General features: G+C 57.3%; 13 protein-coding genes. All 13 read left to right on the top strand.

Going from position 1 to position 15,214, the window contains the following annotated elements; genetic code table 11:
* The 13 genes from rsmH to ftsA are packed head-to-tail and all read left to right on the top strand — an operon-like array spanning position 1 to position 15,157.
* The gene (gene rsmH / locus OSH03_RS13220; protein WP_028015503.1) at positions 1-942 is read left to right on the top strand and encodes a 16S rRNA (cytosine(1402)-N(4))-methyltransferase RsmH; all 942 of its coding nucleotides are present in this window, start codon (positions 1-3) and stop codon (positions 940-942) included.
* On the top strand, positions 939-1,304 hold the full coding sequence (gene ftsL, locus OSH03_RS13215) for a cell division protein FtsL (RefSeq protein ID WP_006173860.1): 366 nt from the start codon (positions 939-941) through the stop codon (positions 1,302-1,304). Before rsmH ends, ftsL begins: the two co-directional genes overlap by 4 nt.
* Positions 1,305-1,319: 15 nt before the next feature.
* Positions 1,320-3,086, top strand: coding sequence for a peptidoglycan glycosyltransferase FtsI (locus tag OSH03_RS13210; protein WP_028015504.1), 1,767 nt, complete (start codon positions 1,320-1,322; stop codon positions 3,084-3,086).
* Positions 3,073-4,560: a UDP-N-acetylmuramoyl-L-alanyl-D-glutamate--2,6-diaminopimelate ligase gene (gene murE / locus OSH03_RS13205; protein WP_266179268.1), complete on the top strand. Its 1,488-nt coding sequence runs from the start codon at positions 3,073-3,075 to the stop codon at positions 4,558-4,560. The genes OSH03_RS13210 and murE overlap by 14 nt, the downstream gene beginning before the upstream one ends.
* Positions 4,557-5,915: a UDP-N-acetylmuramoyl-tripeptide--D-alanyl-D-alanine ligase gene (murF, locus tag OSH03_RS13200; protein ID WP_151413491.1), complete on the top strand. Its 1,359-nt coding sequence runs from the start codon at positions 4,557-4,559 to the stop codon at positions 5,913-5,915. The genes murE and murF overlap by 4 nt, the downstream gene beginning before the upstream one ends.
* On the top strand, positions 5,909-6,991 hold the full coding sequence (gene mraY / locus OSH03_RS13195; protein ID WP_008501985.1) for a phospho-N-acetylmuramoyl-pentapeptide-transferase: 1,083 nt from the start codon (positions 5,909-5,911) through the stop codon (positions 6,989-6,991). Before murF ends, mraY begins: the two co-directional genes overlap by 7 nt.
* A gap of 2 nt (positions 6,992-6,993) precedes the next feature.
* Complete coding sequence (murD, locus tag OSH03_RS13190) at positions 6,994-8,310, top strand: UDP-N-acetylmuramoyl-L-alanine--D-glutamate ligase (protein WP_061099233.1); 1,317 nt, start codon at positions 6,994-6,996, stop codon at positions 8,308-8,310.
* The gene (gene ftsW / locus OSH03_RS13185; protein ID WP_061099232.1) at positions 8,310-9,554 is read left to right on the top strand and encodes a cell division protein FtsW; all 1,245 of its coding nucleotides are present in this window, start codon (positions 8,310-8,312) and stop codon (positions 9,552-9,554) included. The genes murD and ftsW overlap by 1 nt, the downstream gene beginning before the upstream one ends.
* Positions 9,551-10,615 carry an undecaprenyldiphospho-muramoylpentapeptide beta-N-acetylglucosaminyltransferase gene (gene murG, locus OSH03_RS13180; protein WP_248178389.1) on the top strand — a complete coding sequence of 355 codons (1,065 nt, stop codon included), beginning with the start codon at positions 9,551-9,553 and terminating at the stop codon, positions 10,613-10,615. Before ftsW ends, murG begins: the two co-directional genes overlap by 4 nt.
* Positions 10,616-10,671: 56 nt before the next feature.
* Positions 10,672-12,147, top strand: coding sequence for a UDP-N-acetylmuramate--L-alanine ligase (gene murC / locus OSH03_RS13175; RefSeq protein ID WP_028015510.1), 1,476 nt, complete (start codon positions 10,672-10,674; stop codon positions 12,145-12,147).
* The gene (locus tag OSH03_RS13170) at positions 12,140-13,060 is read left to right on the top strand and encodes a D-alanine--D-alanine ligase (RefSeq protein WP_266179267.1); all 921 of its coding nucleotides are present in this window, start codon (positions 12,140-12,142) and stop codon (positions 13,058-13,060) included. The genes murC and OSH03_RS13170 overlap by 8 nt, the downstream gene beginning before the upstream one ends.
* A 1-nt stretch (position 13,061) precedes the next feature.
* On the top strand, positions 13,062-13,904 hold the full coding sequence (gene ftsQ / locus OSH03_RS13165; protein WP_045259458.1) for a cell division protein FtsQ: 843 nt from the start codon (positions 13,062-13,064) through the stop codon (positions 13,902-13,904).
* Entirely contained in the window at positions 13,901-15,157 is a 1,257-nt protein-coding gene (gene ftsA, locus OSH03_RS13160; RefSeq protein ID WP_006173845.1) for a cell division protein FtsA, read from the top strand. The genes ftsQ and ftsA overlap by 4 nt, the downstream gene beginning before the upstream one ends.
* Positions 15,158-15,214 lie beyond the last annotated feature (57 nt).

Raw genomic sequence — 15,214 nt, 5'->3', positions numbered from 1 at the left:
ATGATGGAAAATTATAAACATAAAACGGTGTTGCTGGACGAGGCCGTGAACGGCCTGAATATTCGTCCGGATGGCATCTACATTGATGGCACGTTTGGTCGCGGTGGTCACTCGCGTTTGATCCTCTCCCAGCTTGGAGAGGAAGGGCGTCTGCTGGCAATCGATCGCGATCCGCAGGCGATTGCCGTTGCACAAACCATCAATGACCCACGCTTTTCCATCGTGCACGGACCTTTCTCTGCGCTCGCGGATTACGTTGCCGAGCGCGATCTTACGGGCAAGATCGACGGGATTCTTCTCGATCTTGGCGTATCTTCTCCCCAGCTTGATGATGCAGAACGCGGCTTCTCCTTTATGCGCGACGGTCCGCTGGACATGCGTATGGACCCGACGCGCGGCCAGTCTGCCGCCGAATGGCTGCAGACCGCTGACGAAGCGGATATCGCCTGGGTGATCAAAACCTTCGGTGAAGAACGTTTTGGCAAACGGATTGCGCGCGCCATCGTTGAGCGCAACCGCGTTGAGCCAATGACCCGCACCAAAGAGCTGGCCGAAGTGATTGCGGCGGCAACGCCGGTGAAGGATAAGCACAAACATCCCGCGACCCGTACCTTCCAGGCGGTTCGCATCTGGGTAAACAGTGAACTGGAGGAAATAGAGCTGGCGCTAAAAAGCTCGCTCGACGTGCTGGCCCCGGGTGGGCGGTTATCCATCATCAGCTTCCATTCGCTGGAAGACCGCATTGTGAAACGCTTTATGCGTGAACAAAGCCGCGGTCCACAAGTACCAGCGGGGCTGCCGATGACGGAAGAACAACTCAGGAAGCTGGGTGGCCGTCAGTTGCGAGCATTAGGCAAGTTGATGCCGGGCGAAGAAGAGGTGGCAGAGAATCCACGCGCCCGTAGTTCAGTGCTGCGAGTTGCAGAGAGGACGAACGCATGATCGGCAGAGTGACAGAAACCCTAAGCAAAGTTAAGGGATCGTTAGGAAGCAACGAGCGCCATGCCTTGCCTGGCGTGATCGGCGACGATCTTTTGCGGTTCGGGAAACTGCCACTCTGCCTGTTCATTTGCATCATTGTTACGGCAGTTACGGTGGTGACCACAGCTCACCATACACGTTTATTGACTGCGCAACGCGAGCAGCTGGTGCTGGAACGCGATGCGCTGGATATTGAATGGCGAAATCTGATCCTTGAAGAAAACGCGCTCGGCGATCACAGCCGGGTTGAACGGATCGCAACGGAAAAGCTGCAACTGCAGCATGTTGATCCTTCCCAGGAAAATATCGTAGTACAAAAATAAGGGAAAACGCGACGCATGAAAGCAGCGGCAAAAACGCTAAAACCAAAACGTCAGGAAGAACAGGCCAACTTTATCAGTTGGCGTTTTGCGTTGCTTTGCGGCTGCATTTTACTGGCGCTGGGTTTCCTGCTGGGGCGCGTGGCGTGGCTGCAAATCATCGCCCCTGACATGCTGGTACGCCAGGGAGACATGCGCTCCCTTCGCGTTCAGGAAGTGTCGACTTCTCGCGGAATGATAACCGACCGTTCAGGCCGCCCGCTGGCGGTGAGCGTACCGGTGAAAGCAATCTGGGCCGACCCGAAAGAGCTGCACGACGCCGGTGGCATCACGCTTGATAACCGCTGGAAAGCGCTGTCAGATGCGCTAAAAATGCCGCTGGATCAGCTTGCCTCCCGCGTCAACGCGAACCCGAAAGGGCGTTTTATCTATCTGGCGCGCCAGGTTAACCCTGACATGGCGGACTATATTCGAAAACTGAAGCTGCCGGGCATTCATCTGCGTGAAGAATCCCGTCGTTACTATCCGTCCGGCGAAGTAACCGCTCACCTCATTGGTTTCACCAACGTCGACAGCCAGGGGATTGAGGGCGTTGAAAAAAGCTTCGATAAGTGGCTGACCGGCCAGCCTGGCGAGCGTATCGTACGTAAAGACCGCTACGGGCGCGTCATCGAAGATATCTCCTCTACGGACAGCCAGGCGGCGCACAACCTGGCCCTGAGCATTGACGAGCGCCTGCAGGCGCTGGTCTACCGCGAGCTGAACAACGCCGTGGCGTTTAACAAGGCAGAATCCGGCAGCGCCGTGCTGGTGGACGTCAGCACTGGCGAAGTGCTGGCGATGGCCAACAGTCCGTCCTACAACCCGAACAACTTTACCGGCACCGCAAAAGATGCGATGCGCAACCGGGCTATTACCGACGTGTTCGAACCGGGCTCCACGGTGAAACCAATGGTGGTGATGACGGCGCTTCAGCGCGGTATCGTCAATGAAAACACGGTCCTGAACACGATCCCTTACCGTATTAACGGCCACGAGATTAAAGACGTGGCGCGCTACAGCGAATTGACCCTGACCGGGGTGCTACAGAAGTCGAGTAACGTCGGTGTTTCAAAGCTGGCGTTAGCGATGCCGTCCTCAGCGTTAGTAGAGACTTACTCACGTTTTGGACTTGGAAAGGCGACCAATTTGGGGTTGGTCGGAGAACGCAGTGGCTTATATCCTCAAAAACAACGGTGGTCTGACATAGAGAGGGCCACCTTCTCTTTCGGCTACGGGCTAATGGTAACCCCGTTACAGTTAGCGCGAGTCTACGCAACGATTGGCAGCTACGGCGTCTATCGCCCGCTGTCCATCACCAAAGTTGATCCACCGGTTCCGGGCGAGCGTATCTTCCCGGAATCTATCGTTCGTACCGTTGTGCACATGATGGAAAGCGTGGCGCTGCCGGGCGGCGGCGGCGTGAAGGCGGCCATCAAAGGCTACCGCATCGCCATTAAAACCGGTACGGCGAAAAAGGTGGGGCCAGACGGTCGCTACATCAACAAATACATTGCCTATACCGCAGGCGTTGCGCCTGCAAGCAATCCGCGTTTTGCGCTGGTGGTCGTCATTAACGATCCACAGGCGGGTAAATACTACGGCGGCGCCGTCTCCGCGCCCGTGTTCGGGGCCATCATGGGCGGCGTGTTACGCACCATGAACGTTGAACCGGATGCGCTGGCGACGGGCGAAAAAAGTGAATTTGTAATTAATCAAGGCGAGGGTACAGGTGGCAGATCGTAATTTGCGCGACCTTCTCGCTCCGTGGGTGCCAAATGCACCGGAGCGAGCACTGCGAGAGATGGTACTGGACAGCCGCGTGGCTGCTTCTGGCGATCTTTTTGTGGCGGTGGTTGGTCATCAGGCGGACGGGCGTCGTTATATCCCGCAGGCGATTGCGCAAGGTGTGGCTGCCATTATTGCTGAGGCTAAAGACGAGGCAACCGACGGCGAGATCCGTGAAATGCACGGGGTGCCGGTTATCTACCTCAGCCAGTTGAATGAGCGTCTCTCTGCACTGGCAGGACGTTTTTATCATGAACCTTCCGACCAGCTGCGTCTGGTTGGCGTGACGGGCACGAACGGAAAAACCACCACCACGCAGCTGATGGCGCAGTGGGCCCAGCTGCTGGGTGAAACCGGCGCGGTGATGGGTACCGTGGGTAACGGCCTGCTGGGCAAAGTGAGCCCGACGGAAAACACCACCGGCTCGGCGGTTGACGTACAGCACGTGCTTGCCGGTCTGGCAGGGCAGGGGGCGACCTTTGCCGCGATGGAAGTTTCTTCGCACGGTCTGGTACAGCACCGCGTCGCGGCCCTGAAGTTTGCTGCTTCAGTGTTCACCAACCTGAGCCGCGATCACCTTGATTATCATGGTGATATGGAGCATTACGAAGCCGCGAAATGGCTGCTGTTCTCTACTCACCATTACGGCCAGGCCATCATCAACGCCGACGACGAAGTGGGCCGCCGCTGGCTTGCGAAGCTGCCAGACGCGGTAGCGGTGTCGATGGAAGACCATATCAATCCGAACTGCCACGGCCGCTGGCTGAAGGCCGTTGACGTTAACTATCACGACAGCGGGGCGACGATCCGCTTTGCCTCTTCCTGGGGGGAAGGTGAAATTGAAAGCCGCCTGATGGGGGCGTTTAACGTCAGCAACCTGCTGCTGGCGCTGGCCACGCTGCTGGCGCTGGGGTACCCGATGGACGAACTGCTGAAAACGTCAGCGCGTCTGCAGCCGGTTTGCGGCCGTATGGAAGTGTTTAGCGCGCCGGGCAAACCGACCGTGGTTGTCGATTATGCCCACACGCCGGATGCGCTGGAAAAAGCGCTGGAAGCGGCACGTCTGCACTGCATCGGTAAGCTCTGGTGCGTCTTCGGCTGCGGCGGCGATCGTGATAAGGGCAAACGTCCACTGATGGGCGCCATTGCGGAGCAGTTCGCGGACATTCCGGTTGTGACCGATGACAACCCGCGTACTGAAGAGCCGCGCGCCATCATCAACGACATTCTGGCGGGTATGCTGGACGCCGGTCGCGCCCGCGTGATGGAAGGCCGCGCGGAAGCCGTGACGAACACCATCATGCAGGCAAAAGAAAACGACGTGGTTCTGCTGGCCGGTAAAGGCCATGAAGATTATCAGATTGTTGGCAACCGTCGTCTGGATTACTCCGACCGCGTAACGGCAGCGCGTCTGCTGGGAGTCGTCGCATGATTAGCATCACCTTAAGCCAGGCCGCGTCAGTCCTGCACGGCGAGCTGCTGGGCCCGGATCTCACCATTGATGCCGTCACGACCGACACGCGGAAAGTGACCGCAGGCTGTCTGTTTGTGGCGCTGAAAGGCGAGCGTTTCGACGCGCATGATTTTGCCGGACAGGCCAAAGAAAACGGCGCTGGCGCGCTGCTGGTCAGCCGCAGGCTCGATGTCGATCTGCCGCAAATTGTGGTGAACGATACGCGTCTCGCGTTCGGTGAACTGGCCGCCTGGGTTCGTCAGCAGGTGCCTGCTCGCGTTGTCGCACTGACCGGGTCATCGGGCAAAACGTCAGTGAAAGAGATGACGGCGGCCATCCTCAGCCAGTGCGGCAATACGCTTTATACCGCAGGCAACCTCAATAATGACGTTGGCGTGCCGATGACATTACTTCGCCTGACCAAAGAGCATGAATTTGCGGTGATCGAGTTAGGGGCAAACCACCAGGGCGAAATCGCCTGGACCGTGAGCCTGACTCGCCCGGAAGCGGCGCTGGTAAATAACCTCGCTGCTGCGCACCTGGAAGGCTTTGGCTCGCTGGAAGGCGTGGCGAAAGCGAAAGGCGAAATCTATACCGGTCTGCCCGCTGACGGCATTGCCATTCTCAATGCCGACAATAACGACTGGCTGAACTGGCAGAGCATCATTGGCTCGCGTAAAACCTGGCGCTTTTCGCCGAACGCGGCCAACAGCGACTTTACCGCGACCAATATCCATGTGACGTCGCACGGTACGGAATTCACGCTCGCTACCCCAACGGGTGACGTAGACGTGCTGTTACCGCTGCCGGGACGCCATAACATCGCCAATGCGCTTGCGGCGGCGGCCTTGTCGACGGCGGTAGGTGCTTCGCATGAGGCGATTAAAACCGGGCTGGCGAATTTGAAAGCCGTGCCGGGACGCCTGTACCCGATCCCGCTTGCAGAAAACAAACTGCTGCTGGATGACTCCTACAACGCGAACGTCGGCTCAATGACGGCGGCGGTGCAGGTGCTATCTGAAATGCCGGGCTACCGCGTCATGGTGGTCGGCGACATGGCGGAGCTGGGCGATGAAAGCGAAGCCTGCCATACCCAGGTGGGTGAAGCGGCGAAAGCCGCGGGGCTGGACTGCGTGCTGAGCGCAGGAAAACTGAGCCAGGCGATTAGCCGTGCCAGCGGCGTTGGCGAACATTTTGCCGACAAAGCCGCGTTGATTGAGCGCCTTAAGGCATTAATTACAGAAAAACAAATTGTGACAGTGTTAGTGAAAGGTTCACGTAGTGCCGCCATGGAAGAGGTTGTGCACGCATTACAGGAGAACGGGACATGTTAGTTTGGCTGGCCGAACATTTGGTCAAATATTATTCAGGCTTTAACGTCTTTTCGTATCTGACGTTTCGCGCCATCGTCAGCCTGCTGACTGCGCTGTTCATCTCGTTGTGGATGGGCCCGCGCATGATTGCCCGTCTGCAAAAGCTCTCTTTCGGCCAGGTCGTACGTAACGACGGTCCGGAGTCGCACTTCAGCAAGCGCGGTACGCCGACGATGGGCGGGATCATGATCCTGACCGCGATCGTCGTTTCTGTGCTGCTGTGGGCCTATCCGTCTAACCCGTACGTCTGGTGCGTGCTGACCGTACTGGTGGGCTACGGCATTATCGGGTTTGTGGATGATTACCGCAAAGTCGTCCGCAAAGACACGAAGGGCCTGATTGCCCGCTGGAAGTATTTCTGGATGTCAGTGATTGCGCTGGGCGTGGCCTTTGCGCTGTATCTGGCAGGGAAAGACACCCCCGCTACCGAGCTGGTGGTGCCGTTCTTTAAAGACGTGATGCCGCAGCTGGGGCTGTTCTACATCCTGCTGGCCTACTTTGTGATTGTTGGCACCGGTAACGCCGTTAACCTGACCGATGGTCTGGATGGCCTGGCGATTATGCCAACCGTCTTCGTGGCGGCAGGGTTTGCGCTGGTGGCGTGGGCGACCGGTAACATGAACTTTGCGAACTATCTGCACATCCCTTATCTGCGTCACGCGGGTGAGCTGGTGATCGTCTGTACGGCGATAGTCGGCGCGGGGCTGGGCTTCCTGTGGTTCAACACCTATCCGGCGCAGGTCTTTATGGGCGACGTCGGTTCTCTGGCTTTAGGCGGCGCGCTGGGCATTATCGCCGTGCTGCTGCGTCAGGAGTTCCTGCTGGTGATCATGGGCGGCGTGTTTGTGGTTGAAACCCTGTCGGTGATTTTGCAGGTCGGCTCCTTCAAGCTGCGCGGTCAGCGCATCTTCCGTATGGCGCCGATTCACCACCACTATGAACTGAAAGGCTGGCCGGAGCCGCGCGTGATTGTGCGCTTCTGGATTATTTCGCTGATGCTGGTGCTGATTGGCCTGGCAACGCTGAAGGTACGTTAATCATGGCAGATTACCAGGGCAAAAAAGTCGTTATCATCGGGTTAGGCCTCACTGGCCTCTCCTGCGTGGACTTTTTCCTTGCGCGCGGCGTGACGCCGCGCGTGATGGATACGCGTGTCTCTCCGCCGGGTCTGGACAAGCTGCCGGAACAGGTTGAACGCCACCTTGGTGGTCTGAATGATGACTGGCTGCTGGCAGCCGATCTGATTGTCGCCAGCCCGGGAATGGCGCTGGCGCACCCTTCGCTGAGCGCTGCTGCGGATGCGGGCGTTGAGATTGTCGGCGATATCGAGCTGTTCTGCCGCGAAGCGCAGGCGCCGGTTATCGCGATCACCGGTTCTAACGGCAAAAGCACCGTCACCACCCTGGTGGGTGAAATGGCGAAAGCCGCAGGCATGAACGTAGGAGTAGGCGGCAATATCGGTCTGCCCGCGCTAATGCTGCTGGACAAAGGCTGCGAGCTGTACGTTCTGGAACTTTCCAGCTTCCAGCTTGAAACCACCTCCAGCCTGCATGCGGCGGCGGCAACGATCCTCAACGTGACTGAAGATCATATGGATCGGTATCCATTTGGTCTGCAGCAGTACCGCGCGGCCAAGCTGCGCGTTTACGAAAACGCCAAAGTCTGCGTGGTTAACGCCGACGACGCGCTGACCATGCCGGTGCGCGGCGCGGACGAGCGCTGCATCAGCTTTGGTATCACCATGGGTGATTATCATCTGAACCGCCAGCTGGGCGAAACCTGGCTGCGCGTAAAAGGTGAAAAAGTGCTGAACGTGAAGGAGATGAAGCTTTCCGGCCAGCACAACTACACCAACGCCCTGGCGGCGCTGGCCCTGGCAGATGCCGTAGGGCTGCCGCGCTCTTCCAGCCTGAAAGCGTTGACCACGTTTTCCGGCCTGGCGCACCGTTTTCAGCTGGCGCTAGAGCATAACGGCGTGCGCTGGATTAATGACTCCAAAGCAACCAATGTGGGAAGCACGGAGGCCGCGCTGAACGGCCTGCACGTTGACGGTACCCTGCATCTGCTGTTGGGTGGCGACGGCAAATCCGCTGATTTCTCCTCCCTGAAGCAATACCTCACCGGCGATAACATCCGCCTGTACTGCTTCGGTCGTGACGGCAGCGAGCTGGCTGAGCTGCGCCCGGAAATTGCCGAGCAAACTGAAACGATGGAACAGGCGATGCGCCTGATTGCCCCGCGCGTGCAGCCTGGCGACATGGTTCTGCTCTCCCCGGCGTGCGCCAGCCTCGATCAGTTTAAGAATTTCGAACAGCGTGGCGATGTCTTTACCCGCCTTGCGAAGGAGTTAGGCTGATGCGTTTATCTCTCCCTCGCCTGAAAATGCCGCGCCTGCCAGGATTTGGAATTCTGGTGTGGCTGTTTGCGGCGCTGAAAGGCTGGGTGATGGCTTCACGGGATAAAGATTCCGATAGCCTGATTATGTACGACCGCACCCTGTTCTGGCTGACGCTGGGGCTGGCGGCGATCGGCTTTATCATGGTGACCTCAGCCTCCATGCCTGTCGGACAGCGTCTGGCTAACGATCCCTTCCTGTTCGCCAAGCGTGACGGGCTGTACATCATTCTGGCGTTTTGCCTGGCAATGGTGACGCTTCGTCTGCCGATGGCGTTCTGGCAGCGGCACAGTACCGCGATGCTGATCGCCTCCATTATCATGCTGCTTATTGTACTGGTTGTCGGGAGCTCCGTTAACGGGGCATCGCGCTGGATCGCCTTCGGCCCGCTGCGTATTCAGCCGGCGGAATTTACCAAGCTTTCACTGTTCTGCTATCTGGCGAACTACCTGGTGCGAAAAGTCGATGAGGTGCGTAACAACCTTCGCGGCTTCTTAAAGCCGATGGGCGTGATTCTGGTGCTGGCGATCCTGCTGCTGGCGCAGCCTGACCTCGGTACCGTTGTCGTACTGTTTGTTACGACGCTGGCGATGCTGTTCCTGGCAGGGGCCAAGCTGTGGCAGTTCATCGCCATTATCGGAATGGGTATTTCAGCGGTAGTGCTGCTGATCCTCGCTGAGCCTTACCGTATCCGCCGCGTGACCTCGTTCTGGAACCCGTGGGAAGATCCCTTCGGCAGCGGCTATCAGCTGACGCAGTCGCTGATGGCGTTTGGCCGCGGTGAAGTCTGGGGGCAAGGCCTAGGTAACTCGGTACAGAAACTGGAGTATTTACCGGAAGCACACACTGACTTCATCTTCTCCATTATTGGGGAAGAACTGGGTTATATCGGTGTGGTATTGGCGCTATTAATGGTATTCTTCGTCGCTTTCCGCGCCATGTCGATTGGCCGAAAAGCGCTGGAGATCGATCACCGCTTCTCAGGCTTCTTAGCCTGCTCAATTGGTATCTGGTTTAGCTTCCAGGCGCTGGTTAACGTCGGGGCCGCAGCGGGTATGCTGCCGACCAAAGGTCTGACGTTGCCGCTGATCAGCTATGGTGGTTCGAGCCTGTTGATCATGTCGACGGCCATTATGTTTTTGTTACGCATAGATTATGAGACGCGTCTGGAGAAAGCCCAGGCGTTTACACGAGGTTCACGATGAATCAACCGAAGCGGTTAATGGTGATGGCAGGCGGTACCGGTGGACACGTGTTCCCGGGGCTGGCGGTTGCGCACCATTTAATGGAGCAGGGCTGGCAGGTACGCTGGCTGGGAACCGCAGACCGCATGGAAGCCGACCTGGTGCCGAAGCACGGTATTGAGATCGACTTTATTCGTATTTCCGGCCTGCGGGGCAAAGGCCTCAAGGCCATGCTGCTGGCGCCGGTGCGTATTTTTAACGCCTGGCGTCAGGCGCGCACCATTATGAAGCGCTTTAAGCCCGATGTGGTGCTGGGCATGGGCGGCTATGTTTCTGGTCCCGGCGGGCTGGCCGCGTGGTCGTTAGGCATTCCCGTTGTGCTGCATGAGCAAAACGGTATTGCCGGTCTGACCAACAAGTGGCTGGCGAAAATCGCCACCAAAGTGATGCAGGCGTTTCCCGGCGCGTTTCCAAAAGCGGACGTGGTGGGTAACCCGGTGCGCGTAGACGTGCTGGCGCTGCCGCTGCCGGATGCCCGCCTGGCGGGACGCGAAGGCCCGGTTCGTGTTTTGGTCGTTGGCGGTTCTCAGGGGGCGCGCATCCTGAACCAGACAATGCCGCAGGTGGCGGCAAAGCTAGGTGATGCCGTCACTATCTGGCACCAAAGCGGTAAAGGCGCTCAGCAGACCGTTGAGCAGGCTTACGCAGATGAAGGCCAGCCGCAGCATAAAGTGACGGAATTTATTGACGATATGGCCGCAGCCTATGCCTGGGCCGATGTCGTGGTCTGCCGCTCCGGCGCGCTGACGGTGAGCGAAATCGCCGCCGCCGGCTTGCCCGCGCTGTTCGTGCCGTTCCAGCACAAAGACCGACAACAGTACTGGAATGCGCTGCCGCTTGAGAAAGCCGGCGCGGCGAAAATTTTTGAGCAGCCACAATTTACCGCCGATGCGGTCGCCACCACCCTGGCGGGCTGGAACAGAGACGCACTGCTGGAGATGGCACAGCGCGCGCGCGCTGCCGCTATCCCGGATGCGACAGAACGGGTGGCAAAAGAAGTGAGCCTGGCAGCCCAGGCTTAACCCTCGCAGCGCGTGTTGCGCTGCACGAATTTTAAGTAGTCGATGGCGTTTAGAGAATGAATACACAACAACTGGCAAAACTGCGTTCAATCGTGCCCGAGATGCGTCGCGTCCGGCACATTCACTTTGTTGGCATCGGTGGTGCTGGCATGGGCGGTATTGCCGAAGTGTTAGCTAACGAAGGCTATCAGATCAGCGGGTCTGACCTGGCGCCAAACCCTGTCACGCAGCAGCTGGCGTCGCTTGGGGCGACTATCTATTTCAACCATCGCCCGGAAAACGTGCGCGATGCGAGCGTGGTGGTGGTCTCAAGCGCCATCTCCTCTGACAATCCGGAAATTGTTGCCGCGCACGAAGCGCGCATTCCGGTGATCCGCCGCGCAGAAATGCTGGCGGAACTGATGCGTTTCCGCCACGGCATCGCGATTGCCGGCACCCACGGTAAAACCACGACCACGGCGATGGTTTCCAGCATTTATGCGGAAGCGGGTCTCGACCCGACGTTCGTTAACGGCGGTCTGGTGAAAGCCGCAGGCGTGCATGCGCGTCTGGGCCACAGCCGTTATCTGATTGCGGAAGCGGATGAGAGCGACGCGTCGTTCCTGCACCTGCAGCCGATGGTGGCGATTGTCACCAATATCGAAGCCGACCATATGGATACTTACCAGGGCGACTTCGAGAACTTAAAGCAGACCTTCATTAACTTCCTGCACAACCTGCCGTTCTACGGACGCGCGGTGATGTGCGTGGACGATCCGGTGATCCGCGAGCTGCTGCCGCGCGTTGGTCGTCAAATCACCACCTACGGCTTCAGCGAAGACGCTGACGTCCGTGTGGAAGAGTACAAACAGATTGGTGCGCAGGGGCATTTCACTCTGGCGCGTCAGGATAAAGAGCTACTGCACGTCACGCTGAATGCGCCAGGACGCCATAACGCGCTCAATGCCGCAGCAGCAGTGGCTGTTGCGACGGAAGAAGGCATTGATGATGAAGCTATTCTGCGCGCGCTGGAAAGCTTCCAGGGTACGGGGCGTCGCTTCGACTTCCTTGGCGAGTTCCCGCTGGATGCGGTGAACGGTAAGCCAGGTACCGCGATGCTGGTGGACGACTACGGTCACCATCCGACCGAAGTGGACGCGACCATCAAAGCCGCACGCGCGGGCTGGCCGGAGAAGAATCTGGTGATGATCTTCCAGCCGCACCGCTTCACGCGTACCCGCGATCTGTATGACGATTTCGCCAGCGTGCTGTCACAGGTGGATACCCTGCTGATGCTGGATGTTTACGCCGCCGGCGAAACGCCAATTCCAGGCGCAGACAGCCGTTCCCTGTGTCGTACCATTCGCGGGCGCGGTAAAGTTGACCCTATTCTGGTTTCAGACCCGGCACAGGTGGCGGAAATTCTGGCACCTGTCCTGACCGGTAACGATCTGATCCTGATTCAGGGTGCGGGAAATATCGGCAAAATCGCCCGTACCTTAGCTGAAATCAAACTGAAGCCGCAAACCCAGGAGGATGAGCATCATGGCTGATAAGATTGCAGTCCTCTCTGGCGGCACTTCCGCTGAACGCGAGGTTTCTCTTAATTCCGGTGCTGCCGTGCTGGCGGGCCTGCGAGAAGGCGGCGTAAACGCGCATCTGGTCGATCCAAAAGAGGTCGACGTGACGCAATTAAAAGCGATGGGCTTCGATAAGGTCTTTATCGCGTTACATGGTCGTGGCGGTGAAGACGGAACCCTGCAGGGGCTTCTGGAGTTGATCGGCCTGCCTTACACCGGCAGCGGCGTGATGGCATCCGCCATCTCTATGGATAAACTGCGCAGTAAGTTACTCTGGCAGGGAGCGGGTTTACCCGTTGCGCCGTGGGTGTCGCTGACGCGCGGCGAATTTGAATTGGGCCTGTCGGACAGCGTTAATACACGCATTGCGGCACTGGGCTTACCGGTTATTGTAAAGCCGAGCCGGGAAGGGTCGAGCGTCGGGATGTCAAAGGTCGATAAAGCTGAAGATTTAACATCTGCTTTAGCGCTGGCATTTCAACATGATGAAGAAGTTCTGATTGAAAAATGGCTCAGCGGGCCGGAATTTACCGTCGCGATGCTTGGCGAAGAAATTTTACCGTCAATTCGCATCCAACCCGCCGGAGTCTTCTATGATTATGAGGCGAAGTATCTCTCTGATGAGACGCAATATTTCTGCCCTTGTGGTCTTGAAGCAGAGCGTGAAGCCGAATTACAGTCTCTGGTGCTTAAAGCCTGGAATGTATTGGTCTGCAGCGGCTGGGGACGCATTGATGTGATGCAGGACAATGACGGGCAGTTTTATCTGCTGGAAGCCAATACCTCACCGGGAATGACCAGCCACAGCCTTGTGCCGATGGCGGCGCGTCAGGCGGGAATGAGCTTCTCGCAGTTAGTCGTACGTATTCTAGACCAGGCGGGCTGATATGTCTCAGGCTGCATTGAACACGCGCAACCGCGATGACGAAGAAGAATACACTTCTTCACGCCGGAGTAATGGAACGCGTCTTGCAGGGATAATTTTCCTGCTCGGGGTGCTGTGCACCGTGTTTATCAGCGGCTGGATGGTGCTGGGCTGGATGGAAGATGCACAGCGGTTGCCGCTGTCAAAGCTGGTGGTGACCGGCGAGCGTCACTACACGCGTAACGATGATATTCGCCAGTCTATTCTGGCGCTGGGATCGCCCGGCACCTTTATGACGCAGGACGTCAATATTATCCAGAGCCAGATTGAACGTCTGCCATGGATAAAACAGGCGAGTGTCAGAAAACAATGGCCTGATGAATTGAAGATTCATCTGGTTGAATATGTGCCCATTGCGCGTTGGAATGATCAGCACATGGTTGACGTAGACGGAAATTCCTTCAGCGTCCCGAGCGATCGTGTCAACAAGCAAAATTTACCGATGTTGTATGGCCCTGAAGGCAGCGAAAACGAAGTATTGCAGGGTTTTCGTGAAATGGGGCAGGTGCTGGCGAAGGACAGGTTTACGTTAAAAGATGCTGCAATGACGGCGCGCCGCTCCTGGCAGCTGACGTTGACGAACGGCATTAAGCTCAACCTGGGACGCGGCGACACAATGAAACGTCTTGCGCGTTTTGTAGAACTTTACCCGGTTTTACAGCAGCAGGCGCAGGCGGACGGCAAACGGATAAGCTACGTTGATTTGCGCTATGACTCAGGCGCAGCAGTCGGTTGGGAGCCGGCTCCGGTCGAGGAACCTAATCAGCAACAGAATCAGGCACAGGTACAGGCAGAACAACAATGATCAAGGCGACGGACAGAAAACTGGTAGTTGGACTGGAGATTGGCACTGCGAAGGTTGCCGCTTTAGTAGGGGAAGTTCTGCCCGACGGTATGGTCAATATCATTGGCGTGGGCAGTTGCCCGTCCCGTGGTATGGATAAAGGTGGGGTAAACGACCTTGAGTCGGTGGTGAAATGCGTACAGCGCGCCATCGATCAGGCTGAATTAATGGCGGATTGCCAGATCTCTTCTGTCTATCTGGCCCTTTCTGGTAAGCACATCAGCTGCCAGAACGAAATCGGTATGGTGCCGATTTCTGAAGAAGAAGTGACGCAGGAAGACGTTGAAAACGTTGTGCATACGGCTAAGTCCGTGCGCGTTCGCGATGAGCATCGCGTGCTGCACGTGATCCCGCAGGAATATGCGATTGACTACCAGGAAGGGATCAAGAACCCGGTTGGTCTGTCTGGCGTGCGTATGCAGGCAAAAGTGCACCTGATCACATGTCACAACGATATGGCGAAGAACATTGTAAAAGCCGTTGAACGTTGTGGCCTGAAAGTTGACCAACTTATTTTCGCCGGTCTGGCGGCAAGTTATTCCGTGCTGACCGAAGACGAACGTGAACTGGGTGTCTGTGTGGTCGATATCGGTGGTGGTACAATGGACATGGCCGTGTATACCGGCGGTGCGCTGCGCCACACCAAAGTGATCCCGTACGCAGGGAACGTTGTGACCAGCGATATTGCTTACGCTTTTGGTACGCCACCGAGCGATGCAGAAGCGATTAAAGTACGCCACGGCTGTGCGCTGGGGTCTATCGTTGGTAAAGATGAGAGCGTTGAAGTGCCGAGCGTGGGCGGTCGTCCGCCGCGTAGCCTGCAGCGCCAGACGTTGGCAGAGGTAATTGAGCCGCGCTATACCGAGCTGCTCAACCTGGTCAACGAAGAGATTTTACAGCTTCAGGAACAGCTTCGTCAGCAGGGTGTTAAGCATCATCTTGCGGCGGGGATTGTATTAACCGGCGGTGCAGCGCAAATTGAAGGTCTTGCGGCCTGCGCTCAGCGCGTGTTCCATACGCAGGTGCGTATTGGTGCGCCGCTGAATATTACCGGTTTAACGGATTATGCTCAGGAGCCGTATTATTCAACGGCAGTGGGCCTGCTCCACTACGGGAAGGAATCTCATCTCAGTGGTGAAGCAGAAGTGGAAAAACGCGTTTCAGTGGGGTCGTGGGTCAAACGACTGAACAACTGGCTGCGAAAAGAGTTTTAATTTTTTAAAGAGACCGGAGAGAATTAGCGGTCTCGGGCGACAGGCACAACGGAGAGA

It is taken from the genome of Enterobacter nematophilus (genome assembly GCF_026344075.1).
GTDB classification, from domain to species: domain Bacteria; phylum Pseudomonadota; class Gammaproteobacteria; order Enterobacterales; family Enterobacteriaceae; genus Enterobacter; species Enterobacter nematophilus.
The sequence above is the reverse complement of the archived record's forward strand: the minus strand, read 5'-3'. Positions and strand labels throughout refer to the sequence as shown.

What these genes read in the sequence shown, in the direction of transcription:
- ftsQ (WP_045259458.1), top strand. Translation starts at nt 13,062, where the DNA reads ATGTCTCAGGCTGCATTGAACACGCGCAACCGCGATGACGAAGAAGAA.
- murF (WP_151413491.1), top strand. Translation starts at nt 4,557, where the DNA reads ATGATTAGCATCACCTTAAGCCAGGCCGCGTCAGTCCTGCACGGCGAG.
- murD (WP_061099233.1), top strand. Translation starts at nt 6,994, where the DNA reads ATGGCAGATTACCAGGGCAAAAAAGTCGTTATCATCGGGTTAGGCCTC.
- murG (WP_248178389.1), top strand. Translation starts at nt 9,551, where the DNA reads ATGAATCAACCGAAGCGGTTAATGGTGATGGCAGGCGGTACCGGTGGA.
- ftsW (WP_061099232.1), top strand. Translation starts at nt 8,310, where the DNA reads ATGCGTTTATCTCTCCCTCGCCTGAAAATGCCGCGCCTGCCAGGATTT.
- mraY (WP_008501985.1), top strand. Translation starts at nt 5,909, where the DNA reads ATGTTAGTTTGGCTGGCCGAACATTTGGTCAAATATTATTCAGGCTTT.
- murC (WP_028015510.1), top strand. Translation starts at nt 10,672, where the DNA reads ATGAATACACAACAACTGGCAAAACTGCGTTCAATCGTGCCCGAGATG.
- rsmH (WP_028015503.1), top strand. Translation starts at nt 1, where the DNA reads ATGATGGAAAATTATAAACATAAAACGGTGTTGCTGGACGAGGCCGTG.
- ftsA (WP_006173845.1), top strand. Translation starts at nt 13,901, where the DNA reads ATGATCAAGGCGACGGACAGAAAACTGGTAGTTGGACTGGAGATTGGC.
- ftsL (WP_006173860.1), top strand. Translation starts at nt 939, where the DNA reads ATGATCGGCAGAGTGACAGAAACCCTAAGCAAAGTTAAGGGATCGTTA.
- OSH03_RS13170 (WP_266179267.1), top strand. Translation starts at nt 12,140, where the DNA reads ATGGCTGATAAGATTGCAGTCCTCTCTGGCGGCACTTCCGCTGAACGC.
- OSH03_RS13210 (WP_028015504.1), top strand. Translation starts at nt 1,320, where the DNA reads ATGAAAGCAGCGGCAAAAACGCTAAAACCAAAACGTCAGGAAGAACAG.